General features: G+C 63.4%; 19 protein-coding genes and 2 pseudogenes. 7 read left to right on the top strand and 14 right to left on the bottom strand.

Annotated elements, in window-relative coordinates; translation table 11 throughout:
- Positions 1-52 precede the first annotated feature (52 nt).
- From CK222_RS25500 to CK222_RS25485, 4 genes are all read right to left on the bottom strand, one after another.
- On the bottom strand, positions 53-835 hold the full coding sequence (locus CK222_RS25500; RefSeq protein WP_066990523.1) for an ATP-binding cassette domain-containing protein: 783 nt from the start codon (positions 833-835) through the stop codon (positions 53-55).
- Positions 828-3,077, bottom strand: coding sequence for an ABC transporter permease (locus tag CK222_RS25495; RefSeq protein WP_095802326.1), 2,250 nt, complete (start codon positions 3,075-3,077; stop codon positions 828-830). The genes CK222_RS25500 and CK222_RS25495 overlap by 8 nt, the downstream gene beginning before the upstream one ends.
- A gap of 81 nt (positions 3,078-3,158) precedes the next feature.
- Positions 3,159-4,241 carry a substrate-binding domain-containing protein gene (locus CK222_RS25490; RefSeq protein ID WP_095802325.1) on the bottom strand — a complete coding sequence of 361 codons (1,083 nt, stop codon included), beginning with the start codon at positions 4,239-4,241 and terminating at the stop codon, positions 3,159-3,161.
- A 236-nt stretch (positions 4,242-4,477) separates the two neighbouring features.
- A complete protein-coding gene (locus CK222_RS25485; RefSeq protein WP_067329145.1) occupies positions 4,478-5,710 on the bottom strand; it encodes an MFS transporter in 1,233 nt (410 codons plus the stop codon).
- A gap of 193 nt (positions 5,711-5,903) precedes the next feature.
- Here CK222_RS25485 and CK222_RS25480 point away from each other — a divergent pair, with 193 nt between their 5' ends.
- Positions 5,904-6,191 (top strand): DUF3175 domain-containing protein, encoded by a 288-nt coding sequence (locus CK222_RS25480; RefSeq protein ID WP_067328896.1) that lies wholly within the window; start codon positions 5,904-5,906, stop codon positions 6,189-6,191.
- A 45-nt stretch (positions 6,192-6,236) separates the two neighbouring features.
- Here CK222_RS25480 and CK222_RS25475 read toward each other — a convergent pair.
- Together CK222_RS25475 and CK222_RS25470 are read right to left on the bottom strand one after the other, a co-directional pair.
- Positions 6,237-7,006, bottom strand: a pseudogene (locus CK222_RS25475) (FadR/GntR family transcriptional regulator).
- A 101-nt stretch (positions 7,007-7,107) separates the two neighbouring features.
- Positions 7,108-8,004, bottom strand: a complete 897-nt coding sequence (locus CK222_RS25470) for an NAD(P)-dependent oxidoreductase (protein ID WP_095802347.1) — start codon at positions 8,002-8,004, stop codon at positions 7,108-7,110.
- Positions 8,005-8,160: 156 nt separating this feature from the next.
- On the opposite strand from CK222_RS25470, the gene CK222_RS25465 reads away from it, so the two are divergent.
- Complete coding sequence (locus CK222_RS25465; RefSeq protein WP_095802346.1) at positions 8,161-9,099, top strand: NAD(P)-dependent oxidoreductase; 939 nt, start codon at positions 8,161-8,163, stop codon at positions 9,097-9,099.
- Between the two features lie 18 nt (positions 9,100-9,117).
- Here CK222_RS25465 and CK222_RS25460 read toward each other — a convergent pair whose 3' ends face one another.
- Both CK222_RS25460 and CK222_RS25455 read right to left on the bottom strand, forming a co-directional pair.
- Positions 9,118-9,885, bottom strand: a complete 768-nt coding sequence (locus CK222_RS25460) for a FadR/GntR family transcriptional regulator (RefSeq protein WP_067328889.1) — start codon at positions 9,883-9,885, stop codon at positions 9,118-9,120.
- A 171-nt stretch (positions 9,886-10,056) separates the two neighbouring features.
- Positions 10,057-11,046 (bottom strand): sugar-binding protein, encoded by a 990-nt coding sequence (locus tag CK222_RS25455; RefSeq protein ID WP_066992270.1) that lies wholly within the window; start codon positions 11,044-11,046, stop codon positions 10,057-10,059.
- 451 nt (positions 11,047-11,497) lie between these two features.
- Between CK222_RS25455 and CK222_RS25450 the strand changes: the two genes are divergently transcribed.
- Positions 11,498-12,241: an ATP-binding cassette domain-containing protein gene (locus tag CK222_RS25450; RefSeq protein WP_095802345.1), complete on the top strand. Its 744-nt coding sequence runs from the start codon at positions 11,498-11,500 to the stop codon at positions 12,239-12,241.
- 41 nt (positions 12,242-12,282) lie between these two features.
- Positions 12,283-13,281: an ABC transporter permease gene (locus CK222_RS25445; protein WP_066992267.1), complete on the top strand. Its 999-nt coding sequence runs from the start codon at positions 12,283-12,285 to the stop codon at positions 13,279-13,281.
- A 126-nt stretch (positions 13,282-13,407) separates the two neighbouring features.
- On the opposite strand, the pseudogene CK222_RS33045 reads toward CK222_RS25445, so the two are convergent.
- Both CK222_RS33045 and CK222_RS25435 read right to left on the bottom strand, forming a co-directional pair.
- Positions 13,408-13,506 (bottom strand): annotated as a pseudogene (locus tag CK222_RS33045) (amidohydrolase); the annotation flags it as partial.
- 5 nt (positions 13,507-13,511) lie between these two features.
- Entirely contained in the window at positions 13,512-14,957 is a 1,446-nt protein-coding gene (locus tag CK222_RS25435; protein ID WP_095802344.1) for a DHA2 family efflux MFS transporter permease subunit, read from the bottom strand.
- Positions 14,958-15,068: 111 nt separating this feature from the next.
- Here CK222_RS25435 and CK222_RS25430 point away from each other — a divergent pair, with 111 nt between their 5' ends.
- The 3 genes from CK222_RS25430 to CK222_RS25420 all read left to right on the top strand — a co-directional run bounded on the left by CK222_RS25430 (position 15,069) and on the right by CK222_RS25420 (position 18,756).
- Positions 15,069-16,070: an ornithine cyclodeaminase family protein gene (locus CK222_RS25430; RefSeq protein ID WP_095802324.1), complete on the top strand. Its 1,002-nt coding sequence runs from the start codon at positions 15,069-15,071 to the stop codon at positions 16,068-16,070.
- Positions 16,067-17,572: a histidine ammonia-lyase gene (gene hutH, locus CK222_RS25425; protein ID WP_095802323.1), complete on the top strand. Its 1,506-nt coding sequence runs from the start codon at positions 16,067-16,069 to the stop codon at positions 17,570-17,572. The genes CK222_RS25430 and hutH overlap by 4 nt, the downstream gene beginning before the upstream one ends.
- 194 nt (positions 17,573-17,766) lie before the next feature.
- Positions 17,767-18,756 (top strand): glycosyltransferase, encoded by a 990-nt coding sequence (locus CK222_RS25420; RefSeq protein ID WP_127334914.1) that lies wholly within the window; start codon positions 17,767-17,769, stop codon positions 18,754-18,756.
- 239 nt (positions 18,757-18,995) lie between these two features.
- Here the strand turns inward: CK222_RS25420 and CK222_RS25410 are convergent, their stop codons facing one another.
- From CK222_RS25410 to CK222_RS25395, 4 genes are read right to left on the bottom strand one after another with little or no spacing between them, the layout of a single operon-like run.
- A complete protein-coding gene (locus CK222_RS25410; RefSeq protein WP_095802343.1) occupies positions 18,996-19,310 on the bottom strand; it encodes a MocE family 2Fe-2S type ferredoxin in 315 nt (104 codons plus the stop codon).
- A 45-nt stretch (positions 19,311-19,355) separates the two neighbouring features.
- Positions 19,356-20,450, bottom strand: a complete 1,095-nt coding sequence (locus CK222_RS25405; RefSeq protein WP_176477739.1) for a fatty acid desaturase family protein — start codon at positions 20,448-20,450, stop codon at positions 19,356-19,358.
- Between the two features lie 5 nt (positions 20,451-20,455).
- On the bottom strand, positions 20,456-21,370 hold the full coding sequence (locus tag CK222_RS25400; RefSeq protein ID WP_095802320.1) for a sugar phosphate isomerase/epimerase: 915 nt from the start codon (positions 21,368-21,370) through the stop codon (positions 20,456-20,458).
- A gap of 35 nt (positions 21,371-21,405) precedes the next feature.
- The gene (locus CK222_RS25395) at positions 21,406-22,509 is read right to left on the bottom strand and encodes a Gfo/Idh/MocA family oxidoreductase (protein ID WP_095802319.1); all 1,104 of its coding nucleotides are present in this window, start codon (positions 22,507-22,509) and stop codon (positions 21,406-21,408) included.
- Positions 22,510-22,573: the final 64 nt, after the last annotated feature.

Here is a 22,573-nt window from a genome sequence, read left to right as displayed (position 1 = left end):
TTCAGCCGACCCCCGGCAGAGGCGATAAACCCCGGGGTCAATGCCTCGGTGGTCAGACCGCCCTCGCTTGATCGGCCGTAAGCGCCTGCTCCCGCGTGCCGGAGACGATGATCTCAAGGACCTCGTGCTCGTCGGTGTTCCTGACATGACGGTCGCCGACATTCTCGCCGCGCTTGAGCACCATGACACGGTCGCCTACGGCGAAAATGTCGACCAGCCGATGCGAGATGATGATCTGGGCAACACCCTGCCTTTTCAGTTCCAGCATGGTCTCGAGGAGCCGCGCGGTCGCCATCACCGAGAGATTGGCGGTCGGTTCGTCGAGGATCACGACGCGTGGCTCGAACGAAATCGCGCGGGCAATCGCCACGGATTGCTGGCGACCGCCCGACAGGCTCTCGACCTTCTGGAAAACGGAGTTCACGTCCACCTTGAGCCGCTTCAGCACGCTATCGGCTTCCGCGTACATCTTGCGGCGATTGACGAAAGGGCCTTTGCGCGGCCAGCGGCCGAGAAAGATGTTCTGGCCGACATCCATGTTTCCGCAAAGAGCGAAATCCTGGTAGATCATCTCGATGCCCGCATCGCGGCTCTCATGCGGACTCTTGAAGTGCACCGGTTGACCGGCGACGAGGATTTCGCCGGCGTCGCGCTGATAGGCGCCGGTCAGGATCTTCATGAGCGTCGACTTGCCGGCCGAGTTGTCGCCGACCAGTCCAAGGATCTCTCCGGGATAGAGCACTAGATCGACTTTCCGAAGCGCCTGAACGGCACCGAAGGCTTTTTCGATGCTTCGCATTTCCACGATCGGTTGAGGCAACGCAGCATCAGGCATGAATGGTTTCCCGGGTTCGTGCGCCTCGCGCGAGGCGGGCTCGCAGGCGACCGAAGATATTGGCCTGGCGCACCCAGATGTCGATCAGCACCGCGACAATGAGGATGACGCCGATGAAGACATTGATCCAATGCTGCGGCATGCTGAAGCCCTGGACATTGAGCTGCAGGAGGGCCCTAACGAGTGTGATCACGGCTGCACCGGCCAGAGAACCCAGCATGGTGCCGTAGCCGCCGAAGATCGACCCGCCGCCGATTATCACCGACGCGATGGCGTCGAGTTCGCGGAACTGGCCTGCAACGGGGTTGAAGCTTCGGAAATAGGCGACGTTGATGATCCCGGCCATCGTCGCGCAGAACGCCGCCAGCATGAGCGAGATGAAGCGCGCCCGGTTGGTGTTGATGCCGGCATAGGCGGCGGCGCGGATGTTGCCGCCGGTTGCATAGACCTTTTGCCCGAACGGCGTGTAGGCGAGCACGACACCGGCAATCCCGGCGACGAAGATCATCCAGACCGTCTGCACGCTGACCACCTCGGCCAGTGTTCTGAGGATGCCATCCGGAAGCACGATGCTGAAGTAAAGGAGGATGTCATTCACCTTGCGGCCGAGCAAATTGTAGCCCTCCGGCCAGCCGGTAAGCTGCTGCCCGGCGACGAACCAGGCCGCGAGGCCGCGGGCGATGTAGAACATGCCAAGCGTTGCGATGAAGGCCGGCAGTTTCAAGCCAACGGCGACGACAGCGTTGACGAGGCCGGCAAGCATTCCCGCAAGGAGGCCCATCGCGACAGCGGTGACGGGGTCGGTACCCAGGACCTTCAGGAAATAGGCCGCCGCGCTGCCGGCGAGCGCCAGGACGGCTCCGACGGAGAGGTCGATATCGCCGGCCGCGATGACGTAGGTAAGCCCGACCGTGATCAGCGCCAGTTCCGTATAGTTGAGCAAGATCGCGAAAGTGTTGGACAGGTTCCACCAGTAATCCGGCCTGAGGAAAAGACCCGTGAGCCACAGCACCACTGTCAGGATGACGGCGAGGGCATCGCGCCGGGCGAGGAACTTGCCGAACCCGGTCGCCGACAATGCGATGTCGGTCGCCATCGCACCCTTGGTCACCACGCCCTCGAGTGCGACGCCGCCGATCTCGAAGGCCGGCGGCGGCGGCCTGCCGCGCAGCCATGCCCAGAGGCGCGCCGCGACCTGGCGGCGGATGAGATAGGGTTCGATCAGCACTGCGATGACAAGCAGCAGTCCGAGGAAGACCGGCACCGCGCCTACTGGCAGGGAGTAGACGGCGTTGACCGTCACCTCCTCCTCGCCGATCTTGATGGTGCGCGTGATCGGCAAACCCTCGCGCAGCACCTTGTCCAGCAGAACGACCAGCGTGGCGCCGAGGCAGGACCCGGCGACGCGGCCGCGACCGCCGAGAATGGAAGCGCCGCCGATGATCACCGCGGCGATGACGGTCAGTTCGCCGCTGACGCCGTAAAGCGGGGTCACGCCCTTGTCCTGAGCGGCCGACAGGAGGCCGGCAACGGCGGCACAGAGCGACGAGAGCAGATAGGCACGGATGCGCACCCAGTTCGTCGGTATGCCAGCATAGACTGCTGCCTGCTCGTTGCCGCCCGTCGCAAAGGTTTCGTAGCCCCAGCGAGTGTTGGCGAGCACGTAGGCGCCGATCACGGCAACGATCGCGAAGATTGCGATCTGGTTGTTGAAGCCGAAGACGTTCGTCTCGCCGAGATGGAAGAAGAGCGGGGCCTCCTTCGCTTTTCCTGGATAGTAGATCGCCTGACCGTGCGTCAAGGCGAGGACGAAGCCGCGGCCGATCAGAAGCGTGGTCAAGGTGGCGATGAACGCCGGCACTTTTAGGATGGTAACGAGCACGCCATTGACGAGGCCGATCAACATCCCAAGAAGGACGCAGACGGTCACCGACATGACGATGCCGAGATCGGCGAAGCTTGGCGCGAACAGCCTCGCAAAAACGACGGCCACCAGGCCGTAGATGGAACCGACCGAAAGGTCGAGGTCCTTGTTGATGATGACGAAGGTCATTCCGACGGCGATGATGGCGACCCGCGAGGTATCGCGAAGCAGTGCATGGAACGCCTCCGGCGAGCCGAAGAACGCCGGATTGACGGCAGCGCCGGCGAGATAGATCAGCGCCAGCAGGGCGAGCAATCCCATTTCCCAGCCGCCGACGAGCTGGGATGGAAGGCGACGAACGAGAGCTTCAGCGGGCATTCTTTGATAAGGGGTTCCGATGGTCGAAACGCGCGGGAGGATACCAGCCCTCCCGCGCCGGGTTCAGTGGCGCTTTGACATTCAGTTCTCGAAACGCTTGCCGACCTTTCCAACGGTCTCCTGCGTCACGAGTTGGGCGCGCGTGTCGAGATTGGCGGCCGCGATGCCGCGATCGATCTGCAGATAGAGTTGCATGACCGGATAGAAGCCCTGCAGGAAGGGCTGCTGCCCGAGCGCGCCGGTCAGGTCGCCGCTCTTCAACGCATCCTGCTGCGCCGGACCGAGGTCGAACCCATAGGCGCAGATCTTGCCGGTCTTTCCGGTTTGGGCGACGGCCTTGGCCAGCGCTGGCGTGAACACGTTGTTGCCGGCGAAGGCGCCGACAACGTCACCGCGCGACTCGAACAGCGTCACGATACCGTTCACCGGATCGTTCGGATTGGTGTCGATGCCGGTGTTCTCGGGACCTGCGTCGACCTTGAAGGCCTCGAGCTTGCCGGCATCCTTCAGGCCTTTGACGATCGCGTTGAAGGCCGCGGTGACGCGATTGTTCACCTCGATGTTGCCCATCGCGGTCGATGACGGCAGAACGATCGAGCCCTTCTCGATACCCTTGTCCGCCAGGCACTTGACGAGTGCCTCGCCGGCGATCGCCGCGGCGGAGGCGTCCTGACCGGTGTGGCTGATGCCGCTGCGGTCGAGGATCGTGCCGTCGAAGGAATTGGTCGTTGCTACCGGTATGCCCTTGGCCGCGGCAGCCTTGACGATGTCGTTATAGGCGCCGACCTGGGGCGTTGTCATGATCAGCCCGTCGATCGTCGGATCCTGCACGATCTGATTCAGGATTTCGATCTCGCGGGCCGGGTCGTCGGTCGGAGATTCCGAGCCGAGCAGCAGTATCTTGGCGCCGATCAGGTTGCCGGCGGCGGTTGCGCCGACATAGACTGGATCGAAGAAACCGTTGCCGGCCGTATGTGTGACGATGGCGAAGGTGAGATGGCCATCGGCCGAATGGAAATCCTTGGTGGTGGGGGCTTCCTTTGCGGCTTCCTCGAAGCTGTAGCCGCCGACTGCTTTCTCGACGCCGCCGGACTGCGCGAAGGCGGAGGGCACGCCGAGCAACAACGCCGCGGCGGATGCCGCGAGCGGGAAAGTACGTCTCATGATTATCCTCCCTTGCATTCAACGGGCGGAAGCCGTTCGAGCGCATTATTCAGGAGATTTTCCGAGTGCTTCCTCCCACTTTCGCGATATTCCGCCGAAAGCCTTTCCAAGTAAATAGCTTGCTGCACCCAGTATTCGGACGCGACGTCATGCGAAAGAGCACGGACGACTATCCACCTGACCCCTCCCTTTGCGCCGGTAGACAAGCTTGCAATGGCCAGGGTTGCCGGCGGAAATCAGGCTGGCGCTTCCGCGCCTCGCCTCGCCTTCCACATAAGCAGCAAAATCGCCGCGAGATTGACCAAGTTCCAGGCGATGCCGTTGAGGAAGGCGGCGGCATAGGAGCCGGTTAGATCGTAGATCCAGCCCGACATCCAGCCGCCGACGGCCATGCCGAAGATCGTCGCCATCAGGACGATGCCGACGCGCTGGCCGGCTTCCTTGGCCGGCATGTAGTCGCGCACGATGATCGCATAGCAGGGAACGATGCCGCCTTGCGAGAGGCCGAACACCAGCGACACCACATAGAGCGAAGCCAGCCCGTCGAAGGGAATATAGAACAGCAGCGACAAGCATTGCAGCGCCGAGCCGATGATCAAAGTTTTCACCGCGCCGATGCGATCGGCGAGGAAACCTGAGCCAATGCGGCTGACAACGCCCGCCGCCAGCATGATCGACAACATGTCGGCGCCGCGCGCGACGCCGTAGCCGAGATCCATGCAATAGGCGACGATATGCACTTGCGGCATCGACATCGCCATGCAGCAGCCGAAGCCAGCAATCACCAGCAGCATCTGCAACGCCGCCGGCGGCAGCGAGATTGGCTGCGTCGGCCGGCTTCCCGGCGAGCCATGGGTGGCTTCGAGCGGCGCGCCGCGGCGCAGCATCAGCACCAGCGGCACCATGGTAGCGAGGCAGAAGATGCCGATCGCGGCATAGGTGAACCGCCAGCCTTCGCCTTGCATGACATAGGGCATCACCGTCGGCCAGACTGCTCCGGCAAGATAGCTGCCGGATGCGGCCGCGGTCACCGCGACGCCGCGGCGCCGGTTGAACCAGTGCGAGATGTCGGCGATCAGCGGGCCGAAGATCGCCGATGTGCCGAGTCCGATCAGAAGCCCCTGGACAAGGGTGAACGCAAGGATCGAGCTGGTCAGCGAGGCGAGCAGGAAGCCCGCGCCGAGCGCAATCGCAGAGACGAGCGCCGGGATCCAGTAACCCATGCGGTCGATGGCGCGTCCGACCAGCATATTGCCGGCGGCGAAGCCGACCATGGTCGCGGTATAAGGCATCGAAGCCGCGGCCCTGTCGACGCCGAATTCGGCCTGCACGGCGGGCAGAACGACGACCACCGCCCACATGCCGGCGCCGCCGATCGTCGACAAAAGCATCGAGACGCCGAGCCGTATCCATGCATAGGCGCTGTCGATGCTGGGGCCATCTGCCCGGCTGGAGACGGTTGTCGTCACACCTTTCCTGTCCGCGCTTGTTGGTGATCGGGCGGTTTCCACCCCAAGTATCGGCGCATTCCCGGTGCCGAGCAGCGCCACAAGGGACAAATCCGTGGCTCCAGAAATCGGGAACCGGCCATGCCGCCCAGAGTTTTTCCCCCAAGAGAGCGTTGTGCCCAAGGGGAGTTGTGCCCCAGGAAGGAGGTTCGCCATGACCGCCAGGAAAAAATGGTCGGCCGAAGTGACCGCGCACAGCGATGCGCTGGATCTCGAGGAGCACATTTTCGAATCCGACGATGCCAAGAGGATCGCCATCTCGCTGAAGCGCTCGGCTGAGCACAGCCATCGCCGCAAGGCGGAGCCGTTCCGGTCGGCGATGTCGATGCTGAATTTCTACATCAACCGCGCCGGCAGGAACCTGCCGGAGAAGCGCAAGCGAGTTCTGGAAAAGGCCAAGGACGAGTTGCGCGTCGCTTTCGGGCGCGAGAAGGAAGACTAAGACTTGTCGAGGTCGGACCGGGCCTCACCCGGGTATCGGTAGGCCTTAGCGCGAGCGGATGACGTCGTCGGTATTCGCGAGCAGCTTGCGCACGGCGTTGCGCGCCGCATCCGGCCGCTGCAGCCGGATGTTCCTCTCGATCGCTTCGTGCAGTTTCTGGGCGTGCTGCAGATCGTCCAGCTCGCGTGTCGTATAGGCGAAGAGATGATTGAAGGCGGATTCGATCAGGACGCCCAGGGGCACTAGGAGATCGTTGCCGGAGGCCCGGAGAATGGCCAAGTGGAAGCGGGTGTCGGCGCGTCCTGCAAATTGGTCGCCTCGCCCATCTCGCGGCAGGCCTGGCTGATCTCGGCCATTTGCTCATCGGTGCGCCGCATTGCGGCAAAAGCCGTCGCCTCGGGCTCGATGATGTGGCGGAATTCCTGCACCGTCTTCAGGAACACCTCGCGATCCGGCGACGTCGCGTACCAGGAAAGCACGTCGCGGTCGAGCAGATTCCAGCGCTCCTTCGGCTCAACCCAGCTGCCGATCTTCGGACGTGATGCCAGAAGGCTCTTGGCCATCAGCATCTTGATCGCCTCGCGCACCGCCGAGCGGCTGACGTCGAAAGTCTCCGACCATTTGGCTTCGTTGGGCAGGATGGTGCCCGGGGGATAGTCGCCGCGCACGATCCGAAGGCCGATTTCGCTGGCCAGCGAGGTATGCACGCTGGCGCCAGGGATGCGCGGCGCGTCCGGCCGGCGAACGCCAGCCATACGCTCGGCGGATGCCGCTTTCGTCGGCCTTTTTTCGTTGTTCGGCTTTGCGTCCCGCATATGCCCAGAAAGTCCGGTTTTCAGAAGCTGTCAAGCGCGGCAAGGCCGGCTTTGCCGCCAGACGCCGCGCTGTGCACAGCTCAACCTATGTTTGTCGGCCCTCACGCTGTTTTGACGTATTTGCGCCAGCTGTGTTCGGGGCGGAAGCCGAGCACGTCCCGCGCCTTGCGGTTGGACAGCAGCGTCTCGAATTCACCGAGCTCGGCTTTCACCGGCACGCCTGGATAGAAACGCTTCAGGAGCTCGGCCGTCGGCAGATCGGACGAGGTCTCGTCATTGGCAGCGTTGAACACCTGGTAGCCCAGCCCATTCTTCTCGATGGCGCGCAAGGCGATCTGGCCGAGATCGCGGGCGTCGATATAGCTCCAGGCAATGCGCTTGCGGAAACCGGGATCGGCAAACCATTTCGGGAACAGCGCATATTCATGCGGCTCGATGACGTTGCCGATGCGCAGCGCATAGATGTCGAAACCGCTGCGCAGCGCGAAGGCGCGCGCTGTGTTTTCGTTGACGATCTTGGACAGGGCGTAGCTGTCCATCGGATCGACGTCATAGTCCTCGTCGAGCGGGAAATGCGTCGGGTTGCGCGGCTCGTTGGCGAAGACCAGGCCGTAGGTCGTCTCGCTGGAGGCGATGATCACCTTGCGGATGCCGAGTTTCACCGCCGCTTCGATGACGTTGTAGGTGCCCATCGCGTTGATGCGGAACACCTCGTTGTCCGGGGTGATCATGATCCGCGGGATGGCGGCAAAATGCACCACGGCGTCGACCGGCTGTGCGCGCAGCGATGGATCGAATTCATGCAGCCCGGCATAGCTCGACAGCGCGTTGAACACCTGGCCGCTGTCGGTAATGTCGGTGATCAGCGTGCGCACCTTCGGGTTGTCGAGCGGCTTGGTGTCGATGTTGAGCACCTGGCAGCCATGCTCGACCAGATACTGCACGACATGGCGGCCGGCCTTGCCGCTGCCGCCGGTGAACATGATCCGCTTCGTCATTTTGCTCTCCACATTTCTCAAGGATTGTGTGTATTGTCAGACAATATGGCATTCAGCAACGGCCTGCCAACCGCGATCCGCGAAAACCTTCTCCAGCAAAGCTCGCCGGCCGGTCGCGCCGGCGCCGACCATCAGGAAAGACAGGGACGAAACGACATGACCACCACCGCTGCCCGCGAAAACATCGGTTTCATCGGCCTCGGCCTGATGGGGCATGGCATCGCCAAGAACATCGTCGACAAGGGCTATCCGCTCACCTTCCTCGGCCGCAAGAACCGCAAGCCGGCGGATGACCTGCTCGGCCGCGGCGCAAAGGAAGTGGCCACGTCCAAAGAAGTGGCAGCGGCCTCCGACATCGTCTTCATCTGCGTCACCGGCTCGCGTGAGGTCGAGGCGATCATCCGCGGCCCCGGCGGGCTGAAGGAAGGTCTGAAGCAAGGCTGCGTGGTCGTCGATTGCTCGACATCCGACCCCGTCTCCACCGTCGCGCTGGCCGCCGAACTCAGGGCGCTCGGCGTCGACTATGTCGACGCGCCGCTCAGCCGCACGCCGAAGGAGGCCTGGGAAGGCACGCTCGACGCCATGGTCGGCGCGCCCGACGCGGTGTTCGCACGGTTGAAGCCGGTGATCGAAACCTGGGCCGGCCGCATCGTCCATATCGGTGACACCGGCGACGGCCACCGCATGAAGCTGCTCAACAACTTCATCTCGCTCGGCTACGCGGCGATCTATTCGGAAGCCTTGGCGCTGGCGCAGAAGGTCGGCATCTCGCCGCCCCGCTTCGACAGCGTGATCCGCAACGGCCGCATGGATTGCGGCTTCTACCAGACCTTCATGCGCTGGACGCTGGAAGGCGACCGCGACGCCCACAAATTCTCCATCGCCAATGCCTTCAAGGATTTGACCTATCTGGAATCGATGGCCGGCGCTGCCGGCATCGCCAATCCGCTTGGCAACGCCACCAAGAATTCGTTCGCGACCGCCTTCGCGGCGGGGCCGGCCGAGCAGTATGTGCCGATGCTGGCCATCCATATCGGCAAGCTCAACGGCGTCGACCTGATGCCGTCGAAGGGCGGCAAAAAGCAGACGATCTGAAAGCCGCGGCCAAGCCTGTCAGCGTCTCGAGAGCTCGATCACCTCGTCGGTATTGGCGAGAAGCCTGTGCACCGCGCTTCTCGCCGCGGCCGGGCGCTGCAGGCGGATGTTTCGCTCGATCGCCTCGTGCAGGGACTGGGCCCGCCGCTGGTCGCTGTGCTCGCGCGTGACGAAGATGAAGAGATGATCGAGCGCCGATTCGATCAGTACGCCTAGCGGCACCAGCAGCTCATTGCCCGAGGCGCGCAGGATGGCGAGATGGAACCGCGTATCGGCGCGCGTGCGCTCCTGGATATGCGCCGCCTCCCCCATTTCGCGGCACGCTTGGCTGATTTCGACCATCTGCTCGTCGGAGCGCCGCAGCGCCGCGAAGGCGGCCGCCTCAGGCTCGATGATATGGCGGAACTCCTGCACCGTTCTGAGAAACACCTCGCGGTCAGGCGAGGTCGCGTACCAGGCGAGCACGTCGCGGTCGAGCAGGTTCCAGCGCTCCCTCGGCTCGACCCAACTGCCGATCTTGGGGCGGGACGCGAGCAGGCTCTTGGCCATCAGCATCTTGATGGCCTCGCGCACCGCCGAGCGGCTGACATTGAAGGTTTCCGACCATTTGGCTTCGTTGGGCAGGACAGTTCCGGGCGGATAGTCGCCGCGCACGATCCTGAGGCCGATCTCGCCGGCGAGCGATGCGTGCACGCTGAGGCCGGCGATCCGCGTCGCCTCGGGTCGTCGTATCGTGGCCGGCTGTGCAGGCTCGGCTAAGCGCTTTCCAGACTTTTCCCGTGGCATCCGCCTTCCGGTGCCTCCTGTCGCGGGCTCCAAGACGCCCGCAAAAACTCTGCCGGGATAAGAAAATTCTGGCGCAAAAACTCTTGGCTCCGCCGCCCCGGCAAGGCCGCGCCCATAGTCCTGGCGAAAGGTGGAGGGGCGCCCTTCGAAGGGCGCCCCGGGGATCGAAGCCTACTTCTGGATGCAGGTGTCGACCGTATCCTTGGTGCATTCGTCGAGGCCGGTGAAGACCGGATCGTCGACCTTCTTGCCCTGGATGAGGTCGAGCATCACCGACGGCGCCTTGTAGCCCATTTCGAACGGCCGCTGGCCGACCAGTGCGGTCACAAGGCCCTCCCTGGCGATAGCCACCTCGTCGCCGATCGTGTCGGCGGCGCCGATGACGAACTCGTTCTTGGCGATCTTGTCGGCCATCGGCTTGAACAGGTCGCGATAGGGCTGCGGAGCGCCGAACAGCGGCCAGCCGCCCATGATGCCGAAAGCGTCGAGCTTCGGATTGGCGGCCAGGATGTCGGTCATCGCCTGCACGCCCTTGGCGCCGTCGTCATTGGTGAACACCGGGCAACCCGCCACTTCCGTCCAGCCGCCTTCGCCGGCGAGCGCCGGCAGGCCTTCCTTGCCCGACAGCGCATCGCGCATGCCCTGCGCGCGGCGCAGGATGTTGTCGGCGGCCGGATTGCCCTCGATCGTGCAGATCGTGCCGCCATTCGGCTTGGCCTTCTTGATGTATTCGCCGATTCGCTTGCCCATCAGATAGTTGTCGGTGCCGAGATAGGTCTTGCGAAGCGCGGCGTCTTCCTTGGCGAGATCGGCATCGACCGTCATGATCGGGATCGATGGATTGGCGCTCTTGATCGTCTGCGCGATCAGCGGCGCGTTGGACGGCGAGATCGCCATCGCGGCCGTGTCCGGCTTGCTCAGCATGTCCTGCACGATCTGGGCTTCGCCGGCCTCGTCCGAGGTCGATGCCGGGCCGGTGTAGAAGCATTCATATTCGGAGCTGGCGTTCTCCTTGTTCCACTTCTCGCAGCCCTGATGGATGGCTTCGAAGAACGGGTTGTCGAGGCCCTTTACGACAATCACGAGCTGTTTCTTGGCCAAAGCCGGCCCGGCGCCCAGCGCCATGGCGGCGACGGCGGCGAGCAAAAGTGATTTCCTCATATCAGTCCTCCCTTGAAAACAGACGGACACGACGTGCCCGCCACACCGATCGGCCCGGATGCAAGCAACACGCGGAATAGGCTCGAAAGTTCGTGTCTCAAGCCGGGCCGACAAGCATTTGCCGATCCGTTCCAGCTCGAATGGGCGCCGGCCGGATCCTGAATCTTGCCCATCGCGTCACGCCGAGCAGCGATTTCGCGACGGAAAAACTCTTCCTCCAATGCTAGCTAATAACGGCTCGCTGCCAACGTCAATTCCAATTTGTCCTACAAAACCGATTTTTCGACGGGACTCGAAATTAATCGCCCGACAATTGATTGACGCCCATGGCCGCATTTGCCTAAATGAGTCTATCGCACCTGCTCGGGAGGAGTTGGAGGCGCGAGGCCCCTGCGGCGCCGGCAATTATGGCAAGGCAGTCGAGGGACGAAAACGGGGAGGCTTAAGGCTGGTGTCGGTTCTCGAACTCGCCAACATCTCGAAGCATTTCGGCGCCATCCAGGCGGTGAACGACGTCTCGTTCAAGCTCGAGGCCGGCGAGGTCGTCGGCCTGATGGGCGACAACGGCGCCGGCAAGTCGACGCTGGTCAAGATGATCGCCGGCAATTTCCGCCCCAGCCACGGCACGATGCATATGGACGGCAAGGAGTTGATCCTGCACAAGCCGGCCGAGGCCCGCCAGCACGGCATCGAGATCGTCCATCAGGACCTGGCGCTTTGCAACAATCTGACGGCCGCCGCCAATGTCTATCTCGGCCGGGAACTGCGCCGCGGCATCGGCCCCTTCCGCATTCTCGATTATGCCGCGATGTACAAGCGCGCCGGCCAGCTCTTTGCCGAACTGAAATCCGAGACGCGGCCGCGCGACCTCGTCAAGCAGATGTCTGGCGGCCAGCGCCAGGCGGTGGCGATCGCCCGCACCATGCTGTCGCAAGCCAAGATCGTGCTGATGGACGAGCCGACGGCGGCGATCTCGGTGAGACAGGTCGCGGAGGTGCTGAACCTGATCCGCCATCTGCGTGACCAGGGCATCGCCGTGGTGCTGATCAGCCACCGCATGCCCGACGTCTTCGATGTCGCCGACCGCGTCATCGTCATGCGGCGCGGCAGGAAAGTCGCCGACAAGAAGATCGCCTCGAGCTCGCCCGAGGAAGTCACCGGGCTGATCACCGGCGCCATCGAACAGGTTGCGTAATCGCGTGGATCAGGCGTCCAACGCCTCAGGAAAGGTCGATAATGGCAGTCACCCTTGACCAGACGATCGCGCAGAAGCAGCACACATTCTTCTCACGGCTCTTTGCCAACCAGACCTTCTGGGTGGTGATCGCGGTTATCCTCGCCTGCCTGTTCCTGTCCTTCGCGACCGACGCTTTCGCCACGCAGAAGAACCTCTTCAACATCACCCGCAACATCACCTTCGTCGCCATCGTGGCGCTCGGCATGACTTTCGTCATCATCACCGGCGGCATCGACCTGTCGGTCGGCTCGGTGCTGTGCCTGTGCTCGATGGTGCTGGCCGTCACCATGCATGCCGGCTATTCGATCGAAATCGGCATCCTGGCCTCGATCGTCACCGCTTTAGCCATCGGCGCCTTCAACGGGGTGCTCATCGCCTATCTCGGTTTCCCACCCTTCGTGGTGACGCTCGGCATGCTGTCGGTGGCGCGCAGCCTCGCCATGGTCGCCTCCAACAACACCGTCGTCTTCCAGTTCGGGCCGGACCACGACAAGCTTCTGGCGCTGGGCGGCGGCGCCTGGGTGTTCGGCATCGCCAATCCGGTGCTTTACATGATCCTTTTGGCGTTGATCACCGGCTTCATCCTGCGCTGGACCAAGTTCGGCCGGCATATCTTCGCCATCGGCGGCAATGAGCATGCGGCCACGCTGACCGGTGTTCCGGTGCGCCAGATCAAGGTCGCGGTCTATATGATCTCAGCGCTCTCGGCGGGTCTGGCCGGCATCATCCAGACCGGCTGGCTAGGCGCTGTCACCACTAATCTCGGCAACGGTATGGAACTACAGGTGATTGCCGCGACCGTCATCGGCGGCGCCGACCTCGCCGGCGGCGTCGGCACCGCGTTCGGCGCCATCGTCGGCGCCGCCCTGATCGAGGTCATCCGCAACAGCCTCGGCCTGCTCGGTATCAACGCCTTTTGGCAAGGCACTTTCATCGGGGGCGCGATCATCCTGGCGGTGCTGTTCGACCGCATCCGTAATTTTAGGCGCAGCGATTAGAGAGCAAACCTTCCCTTCTCCCTTCTTGTGGAGAAGGGGAGACCCCTGCTCAGTCTGAAAATCCGCCCAGCTGGTCGGTGCGGAGCGGCCGTCATTCCTCCACGCCTTGACGGGGCCAGAGGCGATGAGCTCCGGGTCATTGCGATGCACAAAAGTGCCGAGCCCCGACAGTTTGCCGTAGAAGTTCGGTGCCGCCGCGGGCGTGCGCAGGCCGGCCTTCCAAGCCCATTTCAGTCCCGCCCGGTATGGCCTGAGACCTCTGCACCCGCACTGGCCGGCAGGGTCAGGAAACGCAGCGCTGCCACCAGCCCGATCAGGCCGATCGCGAAAAAGGCGATCCTGAAGTCTATTAGGTTGGGCGCCGCGCCGCTGCGCACGATCTGCGACAGGTTGAGGATCGCCGCGGCCACGGCCACGCCAAACAGCATCGCCACCTGCTGCAGCATGCTGGACAAAGTCGCGGCCGAGCTGCGCTGCGGCGCGCCGATATCCGAGAAGGCAAGCGTGTTGAGCGCCGTGAACTGCATCGAGCGCGTCAGACCGGCGACCAGCATCAACGCCACGACAAGTGCCAGCGGTGTCTGCGGCGAAATCACGCCGCACGCCGCGATTGCAAGCGAGGCAATCACCCCGTTGACCACCAGCACCCGGCGGAAGCCAAAGAGTCTGAGCGTCGGCGTGGTCACCGCTTTCATCCCGAGGTTGCCGAGGAAGTAGGCCAGGATCAGCAGGCCGGCGTCCACCGGCCGCATGCCGAAGCCCACCTGGAAGAGCAGCGGCAGCAGGAACGGCGTGGCGTTGATGGCGACGCGGAAGATCGTGCCCGCCGAGAGCGTCGAGATGGCGAAGGTCGGCACTTTGAAGGGGGACAGGTCGAGCAGCGGATGCGTCACCCGCCGCAAGTGCCGCACGGCGAACCAGCCGACGGCGACGCCGGCGGCAACCAGGCCCACTGTCGGCAGCATGCCATCCTCGGGATGCGCAAGCCGTTCCAGCCCATAGAGCATCGCGGCGAGGCCGAGCGCGGTGAGGAAGAATCCCGGCCAGTCGAGCGGCCTGGTCTCGGATTCGCGATCGCCCGGAACGAAGCGCGCGACAAGCAGCAGCCCGGCGAGGCCGAGCGGAACGTTGATGAAGAAGTTCCAGTGCCAGGACAGATAGGTGGTGATGAAGCCGCCGAGCATCGGCCCGATCACCGGCGCGAACAAGGCCGGCCAGGTGATCAGCGCCGTGGCGGCAAGCAATTCGGACTTGGCGGCGTTGCGCAGCACCAGGATGCGGCCGACCGGCGTCATCAAGGCGCTGCCGAGGCCCTGAACGATGCGGGCGGCAACGAATTGCGTCAGGCTCTGTGAGTAGCCGCAGGCGATCGACGCCAGCGTGAACAGCCCGATCGCGACGAGGAAAATGTTGCGCGCGCCAAACCGGTCGGCAAGCCAGGCCGACAACGGCACGAACACCGCCATGGTCAACATGTAAGCGGTGATCCCGATGCTCATCGCCACTGCCGGCACGCCGAAAGACTGCCCCATCTGCGGCAGCGACGTCGAGATGATCGTCGAATCCAGCAACTGCATGAAAAAGGCGACGGCAACGATCAGCGCGACGCGCCGCGCCTGGCGCGCCGCCGTCGGCACGAGCTGGGATACGGCCTCATTGTCGGGGATGCTGGTCATGACGCGCCGGTTGAACAGCATAAGGCTGAACCAGTCCAGAGCTTATCCAACAAACTTTCGTGTCGCCCCGCCGCCTGTTATGGATGAGCGCGGGCCGGACGAGGGAAATGCATGAAGCCGATCTATATCGACTACCTCAATGCTCTCGACATTGAAGCCCTTGGCCTGAGCGATGCCGAGATCATCGGCGCCGTCGAGGCCGGGCTCGTCGCCCAGGGCAAGGGCCAGACGGTGATCGAGCCGCGCGTCCATCTTGAGCCGGATCCGTCCTTCCGCGGTCATTTCAACGTGCTGCGCGGCTATGTGGCGCCGCTCGATGCGGCCGGCGTCAAGATCGTCGGCGATTATGTCGACAACTACCTGCACGCCCTGCCGTCCGAATTCGGCATACTCAACCTGTTCGACCCGCGCACCGGCGCGCCACGCGCCATCCTCGACGCCACCGTCATCACCGATATGCGCACCGGCGCGGTCACCGCCATCGGCGCCAAGCATCTGGCGAAGAAATCATCCAGGGTGCTCGGTCACATCGGCGCGCGCGGCACCGCCTACTGGAACGTGCGACTGCTCGATCACCTGTTCGACTTCGACGAGATCCGCGTCCATTCGCGCCGCCCCGAAAGCCGCGACGCTTTCGCCGCGAAGCTTGCCGCCGACCTCGGCAAGCCGGTTGTCGCCGTTGCCGACTGGAAGAGCTGCGTGGAAGGCGCCGACATCGTTGTCGAAGCCTCGCGGCTACCGGAACCGCAACCCCTGCTCAAGACCGCCTGGATCAAGCGCGGCGCGCTGGTCGTGCCCTATGGCACGATGAGCGCGGTGGAGCTTTCGCTTACCGACATCATGCAAAAGATCGTCGTCGACGACTGGGCTCAGTGCAAGGGCGGCAAGTTCGGCTCGCTGCGCGCCCATGTCGAGACGGGACGGCTGAGCGAGGCGACGCTGCATGCCGAGCTCGGCCAGATCGCTGCCGGGCACAAAGCGGGCCGGCAAAGCGACGGCGAGACGATCCTGTTCTGGCATCGGGGTCTGTCGCTCTCCGACATCGCGCTCGGCAAGGCGATGCTGGCCAAAGCCGCGGAACAAGGCATCGGCCAGAGGCTGCGTTTCGCATGACCCCGCTCGTTCTCACCGGCGCCGGCGTCAGCATCGAGGACGTGGCCGCCGTAGCGCGCAGTGCAGGCAAGGTCGAGATCACGCCGGCGGTCATCGAGAAACTCGGCAAGGCCCGCCAGGTCCTCGATGACGCCGCTGCCGGCGGCCAGCAGATCTATGGGCTGAACACCGGGCTGGGCGCCAATCTCGGCACGGCTGTCGAAGGCGATGCCGGTGCCTTCCAGCGCCAGCTTCTCGACGGACGCGGAGCTGCGGTGGGAAACCCATTGCCCGCCCAGCTCGTGCGCGCCGCAATGTTTGCCCGCATCGCCATGCTTTCCGCCGGCGGCTCCGGCCTGTCGCCGCATGTCCTCACCGCGCTTGTCGATCTGCTCAACGCCGGCATCCATCCGGTGATGCCGTCGCTGGGCTCGATCGGCGCCGGCGACCTGGTGCTGATGACCGCGATAGCCCACACGCTGATCGGCGAAGGCGATGCCGACTATCAGGGCAGGCGCATGCCTTCGGCAAAGGCGCTGATGATGGCGCGGCTTGCGCCAGTCAGCCTGGCACCGAAGGATGGTCTGTCGCTGATCAACGCTTCCGCGGTTTCTACCGGCGCCGGCGCGCTGGCGCTCGTCGACGCGCTGTCGGCACTCGAACAGCAGGAGCAGGCCGGCGCGCTCACCATGGAAGCGTTCGGGGCCAACCGCACCATCCTTGACCCGCGCCTGCATCTGGCGCGGCCGGCCGCCTGCCAGCAGGTAGCGGCAAAGGCGTTGCGCGACCTGCTCACCCGCGACGGGACGCCCGCGCCGACCACCCTTCAGGATCCGCTGTCGATCCGCTGCATGCCCTCGATCCACGGCGCGCTCATCCAGGCGATCGACCATGCCCGGCTCACGGTCGAGATCGAGCTCAACGCGTCCGCCGACAACCCGCTGGTGCTCGCCAACGACTCACTCGTGCTGTCGACCGGCAATTTCCACACCGCCTCGCTGTCGCTCGCCTTCGAGACGCTAGGTCTGGCGATTGCGCAATGCGCGGCGGCGTCGGCCGCGCGCTTCATCCAGCTCACCGGCTCAACCCGCCACGGCTTGCCGAAATATCTGTCGCCAATCGGCGGCGCGTCCGCCGGCTTCGTGCCGCTGCAGAAGACGGTGACGGCGATCCTGGCCGCCATCCGCCACAAGGCCAATCCGGTGATGCTCGACTTCCTGCCCGTGTCCGAAGGTGTTGAGGATCATGCGACGCAGACTCCCCTCGCCGTCGCCAAATGCGTCGAGATGATCGTACTGTGGCGGCGGCTGATCGCCCTGGAGCTTATGGCCGCCGCACAGGCCGTCGATCTTCGCGAAGGTCTGACACTTGCGCCGGCCACCAGCGCGATCCACGCGGCCGTCCGCGCCCATGTGCCGACGCTTAAGGAAGACCGGCCGCTCGGATCCCATGCCGATGCGCTCCATGCGGTGCTCGCCGACGGGTATTGGCTCCCTGCGGTGCACCAAATACTGCTCGACTAAACGAGATCAGGGCACCGCATCGTTGCGGACGATCGAGATCACCACCCGCCCAAGCCAACCCTCAGGCCAACTGGCCGCTCGCCCCGAATCGGATGGCCGGGCTCCGCCGCTTATGGGCCCGCCGGACGGCGCCCTCGGCACCCTCTTGGGTTGCACGATGAGTTCGGATATGAAGAGCCAAGGGCATATAAGGGGTGGCTCAATTGCATCGTTCCTGCTTCGTCTTGGCGGCAGACGCAAAAAATTTCCCATACGCTGTTCTGGGCGCGCGGCGCATACTGGACGTATCTGCGCCTATCGACGGTTTCATCCTTCATATCGGCGCCGGAACTGAGGATTTGCCGGTCGCGGACCGATTGCTCGGGGCTGCCGTCAAGATCGTCGACGTGTCCGATCTCATGAAGGAATTCGATTTCGATCCCGGTCACCTCAGCGTAGCAACCTACATTCGCCTGCTTGCCGACAAGCTGGCGGTATTCGAGCCCTACGACAGGCTCGTCTATGTGGACACCGATGTTATCTTCAACCGATCGATCACCGACTTGGCCGATGTTGAACTGAATGCCCCACTCTTGGCGGCCCATGACGAACAGACCTATTTCGATCCGAGCTGCCGTGAGTCTCTTGAGATGGAGCCCGGCTCATCGCATTTCAACGCCGGCATACTGGTGCTGAACATGCCAATGATCCGCGCCGAGGGGCTCTTGGAGCGGGCGCGCGAACTGGCGCTGCGGCGGGTACCGAAGCTCGATCAGGGAGCGCTCAACATAGCGTTTGCCGGACGCTGGCAAACGATGCATCCGCTCTGGAATCTGCAGACCAACTATTCCAGCCAGATACCCTTCAGTAGAGCCTTCGCGCGTCATTTCACCTTCGGAAAGCCGTGGTGGCCAAGCCCTGAAGGAGTGGAACTCGCCGCGATGGCGATCTATCGCAACCTGGCGAAAGATACGCCCTGGCTCGATCGGTTCAAGCGTCCGCTCTGGACGAGAGGTCTGCGCAAGCGATTGCTCCGCAAATTCGACGGCCTCTCCGGGATCATTCTCAACAAGGAAAAATACAGACGCCGTTTCCGATTCAGCGCCGAACGGTGCACCGCCATTTTTGCCGCGCAGGCCGATCAGGGGATGATGGCCGCAACCTATCCGGAGGTCCTGATGGGCGTGGTCAAGCTACGGAAATAGGCGCCGATCTCTCGACGAAAGCTTGCCGGCTCGGGCCGCGAGGCCGGCCCTATACCTGTCGCACTTGGCGGCGAACCAGGCAGACCCATCGCAGTGCCCGTTCAGGCTCTTGCGTCCACTTTCTTCATGAAAAGCGTGAGCTCGTCGGATCCATATGCACGATGTGCCGGTCTTCCGGATAGGCACCGCTGTTGACGTCGCCGACATATTCCGAGAATGCCGCGATGCGCCGCTTGCCTTCAACCGATATCGATCATCACCTTGCCGGCCTCGATCTTGACTGGATAGGTTTTGAGGTTGACGCAGACCGGCGCGCCCTTGGCCTGGCCGGTCTTATAGTTGAAGCGGCCATTATGCTTCGGGCATTCGATGATGTCGTCCATCACCAGCCCGTCGGCCAAATGCGCCTTTTCATGCGTGCAGAAACCGTCGGTGGCGAAGAACTCGCCGTCAGGCGAGCGGTAGATCGCGAAGGTGCGGCCGCCATGGTCGAAGCGGATCACGTCCTCCTCGTCCACGTCGCCCACCGCGCACGCTTCGACCCACTCCGGCATCTTCTCTTCTCCTGTGGGTTCGCGCAACTGCCGCGCGCACCGACCTTATTCGGCAGCCGCTGCAATTATATCGAGATCGTGGAATTCGCCGCGGTAAGGCTTGGCCGTCGGCGGCAATTCGCGCTTGAGGTAATAATCCTCGTATTTCAGCTGCCTGAGCAGCACCGGCCAGACCTCGCGATAGGCATGCCACATCGACGGGTTCGGCTCCGGCAAATCGTGCTTGACCAGCTCATGCAGCCTGGGCAGCGCGTGGTAGGGCACCATCGGGAACATGTGATGCTCCACATGGTAGTTCATGTTCCAGTAGATGAACCGGCTGATCGGGTTCATATAAACCGTGCGCGTGTTGAGCCGATGGTCGGTGACGTTGTCGGCCAGCCCGATATGCTGCAGCAGGCCGGTCGTCACCATGTGCCAGGTGCCGTAGAGCCGCGGCAAGCCGATCAGCACCAGCGGTATCCATGACCTAAGCGCGATCGCGACAGCGATCGTCGCGACGTATACCGCGATGTGCCAGCGCGCCGCGATCACCGCCTTGTGCTGCTCCATCTCCGGAATGTAGCTCTTTTTGTCGTCCGACAGCTTGCCGAAGGCCTGGCGCACCAGCGTGGGCAGCGAATAGCGGAAGTCGAGAATGCCCGTGAAGGCGAGCGCAGCTTTGATGAGGTCCGGGGGCCGCATAACGGCGATCTCGGCATCGCGGCCGACAATGATCGTGTCGGTGTGGTGACGGGCATGGCTCCAGCGCCACTGCACCGGGTTGCGCATCAGCATGAACGAGGCGATGTGATAAACGACATCGTTCATCCAGCGCGTGCGAAACGCGGTGCCGTGCCCGCATTCGTGCCAGCGCGAGTCGCTCGACGAGCCATAGAGCACGCCATAGACGAACATGAATGGCACGACCCACCACGTGCCCCAGAACCAGATAATGCCGGCGGCTGAGCCCAGGATCGCCGAGATCCAGATGACGCTATCGCGGATCGCCGGCCCGTCGCAACGCTGCATCAGCTCCTTCATCACCTTGCGCGGCACGTCGGTGTGGTACCACTCGGCCGATGCAAGTCCGGTCTCTATCGCAAGCCGCGTGCTCTCTCCGACAAGGCTGTAGTCGCGCTTCGTACCGGTGGTCGTCATCGTCATTAAAGCCCGTTGGCGCGGAATTTCCCGTCGAGGAATTTCTTGGCGCGCGGCACGTCCTCCTCGTCGAGATGCTCGATGATTACCGGGATGTTCGGGTGCTTTTCGCTGAGACGCTTGAGATAGAGATCGTAATTCAGCACGCCGAGCCCCGGCGCCGGCAGTTCGATCTCGCCGACGCCGCGGAAGGTCAGCCCCTCATGCGCCTCCGCGTCGCCGATATCGGCATGCTTCTCCGTCTTGTCGCCGCCCGAACGCTTCACGTCCTTGGCATGCGCGATTTTGATCTTGTCCGTCAGCGTGTCGAACACCTGGTTCAGCACTTGATCCATGCGGTCGATGTTGTGCGCCTCGAAATAGTTCGTCGGGTCCATCAACAGGCCGAGGCCGGGATGATCGACCTGAGCGAACATCCTGACCGTCTCCTCGACCGAGCCGACAACGTTGTTGACGTAGGTTTCGAGCAGGAACACCGCGCCGTGGTCGTAGGCGGTCTGGGCAAGATCCGAGATCACCTCGCGGCACTCCTCAAAACCCTCCTCGGTCTTGTTCTTCGGATGATGCACCCAGTCGGATTCGGTGTTGTAGGTGCCGGTTTCCGAGATCACGTAAGGCGAGCCGAAATCGCGTGCGTTCCGGATGATCTCCTTCAGATAGGCAAGCCGCAGCTCGCGCTCGGCCCTGTCCGGGTGGATGATGTTCGTGTAGCCGGACACGCAGCAAACCGGCAGGTTGTGGTCGCGGAACGTATCGCGCACCCGCCTCGCTTTGTCCCTGGTGATCTGTCCGGCCGACAGGTCGATATCCTTGAAATGCAGGTCGAGCTGCACGGTGTTGAAATCGAGCGCTCGGATGCGCCTGGCGACCTCCTCGAGCTCATACGGAAAATAGCCTGTGAAGATACCTGCCTGCATCATGAGGTGAAGTCCTCCCGATAAGCGATTCAATTGCCCTATTTCTTAGTCGCCTGGTCGACAGAGATTTCGGACAGCCTGATGGTGCGGCCCTCCGCCATCGACCGGTAACCGGCCTCCACCAGCGCCATGGTGTTGACGTTGTCGGCAACGGAAAGCGCCGGCGGCGTGCCGGTCTTGAGCGCATATTGCAGTTGCTCCATGACGCCGATGAAGGCATGCGGAAACCACATCGTCTCCCAGCTCGGGCTGACCCATTTGCCGCCGGTCGTCTCTGTCGAGGCGTAGGTCAGCGTCGAGGCGACGCCCTTCGGCCAACCGATCGTGCCCTTGGCGACACCCTTGGTGCCATCGACGCGCCAGTCGATGTGCTGGTCGTCGGAATAGCCTTCCTGACGCGGGCCGGACCAGACGTCCTCCAGCGACACCGCGAGCACGCCGGAGGGAAAGCGCAGCGTCGAAACGGTGATGCCGTCGGAATGTTCGAACTTGGTGCGCGGATCCCTGCGCGTCAGCGTCGTGATTTCGTCAGGGTCGCCGAACAGGAAGCGCAGCACGTCGAGGTGGTGCACACTCATATTGGCGAGCGTCAGCCGGTCATATCCGGCGAGGAAGGTTTGCCAGTGCGGGATGGCATGCATGTCGATCTCGGCGAAGACGATCTCGCCCAGCGCGCCGCTATCGATGATCTGCTTCAAGACGCGCATCGACTGGTCGTAGCGCATGTTCTGGTTGACCGAGAGGATCTTGCCGGAGGCCGCCGCCTCGTCGCGCAGCTTCACCGCTTCCTCGACCGAGAGCGCCAGCGGCTTCTGCGCCAGAATCGCCTTGATGTGCGGCTGGTTCAGTGCATGGCGCATCAGCGCGGGCTGCTGGTCCGGCGGGAAGGCAAGGTCGACGATCTCGACGCGGCTGTCTTCGATCAGCCGCTCCGGCGTATCGCAGACGGTCGGAATGCCCCAGCGGCCGGCGACCTTTTCGGCATTCGTCCTGGTTCGTGAGGCGATCGCCACCACCGGAAAGCCGGCTTGCGCGTAGGCGGCGAGATGGCACTCGGCCATGATCATGCCGGCGCCGATGCAGCCGATCCGGTACTCCTTGACCCGGACTTTCACGTCCGGCTCGAAATCCATGCTCGCCATCCATTCCTCCCGTCGAGGACTGGATTTAACGCCAGGATCAGGCGGTCAGCCAAGGGCCGCGCCA

The organism is Mesorhizobium sp. WSM3866 (assembly GCF_002294795.1).
Taxonomy (GTDB): domain Bacteria; phylum Pseudomonadota; class Alphaproteobacteria; order Rhizobiales; family Rhizobiaceae; genus Mesorhizobium.
The sequence above is the reverse complement of the archived record's forward strand: the minus strand, read 5'-3'. Positions and strand labels throughout refer to the sequence as shown.

Bases quoted from the DNA above. Each gene is read 5' to 3' on its own strand.
- CK222_RS25500 (WP_066990523.1), bottom strand. From the start codon at position 835: ATGCCTGATGCTGCGTTGCCTCAACCGATCGTGGAAATGCGAAGCATC.
- CK222_RS25495 (WP_095802326.1), bottom strand. From the start codon at position 3,077: ATGCCCGCTGAAGCTCTCGTTCGTCGCCTTCCATCCCAGCTCGTCGGC.
- CK222_RS25490 (WP_095802325.1), bottom strand. From the start codon at position 4,241: ATGAGACGTACTTTCCCGCTCGCGGCATCCGCCGCGGCGTTGTTGCTC.
- CK222_RS25480 (WP_067328896.1), top strand. From the start codon at position 5,904: ATGACCGCCAGGAAAAAATGGTCGGCCGAAGTGACCGCGCACAGCGAT.
- CK222_RS25470 (WP_095802347.1), bottom strand. From the start codon at position 8,004: ATGACGAAGCGGATCATGTTCACCGGCGGCAGCGGCAAGGCCGGCCGC.
- CK222_RS25465 (WP_095802346.1), top strand. From the start codon at position 8,161: ATGACCACCACCGCTGCCCGCGAAAACATCGGTTTCATCGGCCTCGGC.
- CK222_RS25460 (WP_067328889.1), bottom strand. From the start codon at position 9,885: ATGCCACGGGAAAAGTCTGGAAAGCGCTTAGCCGAGCCTGCACAGCCG.
- CK222_RS25455 (WP_066992270.1), bottom strand. From the start codon at position 11,046: ATGAGGAAATCACTTTTGCTCGCCGCCGTCGCCGCCATGGCGCTGGGC.
- CK222_RS25445 (WP_066992267.1), top strand. From the start codon at position 12,283: ATGGCAGTCACCCTTGACCAGACGATCGCGCAGAAGCAGCACACATTC.
- CK222_RS25435 (WP_095802344.1), bottom strand. From the start codon at position 14,957: ATGACCAGCATCCCCGACAATGAGGCCGTATCCCAGCTCGTGCCGACG.
- CK222_RS25430 (WP_095802324.1), top strand. From the start codon at position 15,069: ATGAAGCCGATCTATATCGACTACCTCAATGCTCTCGACATTGAAGCC.
- hutH (WP_095802323.1), top strand. From the start codon at position 16,067: ATGACCCCGCTCGTTCTCACCGGCGCCGGCGTCAGCATCGAGGACGTG.
- CK222_RS25410 (WP_095802343.1), bottom strand. From the start codon at position 19,310: ATGCCGGAGTGGGTCGAAGCGTGCGCGGTGGGCGACGTGGACGAGGAG.
- CK222_RS25405 (WP_176477739.1), bottom strand. From the start codon at position 20,450: ATGACGACCACCGGTACGAAGCGCGACTACAGCCTTGTCGGAGAGAGC.
- CK222_RS25400 (WP_095802320.1), bottom strand. From the start codon at position 21,370: ATGATGCAGGCAGGTATCTTCACAGGCTATTTTCCGTATGAGCTCGAG.
- CK222_RS25395 (WP_095802319.1), bottom strand. From the start codon at position 22,509: ATGGCGAGCATGGATTTCGAGCCGGACGTGAAAGTCCGGGTCAAGGAG.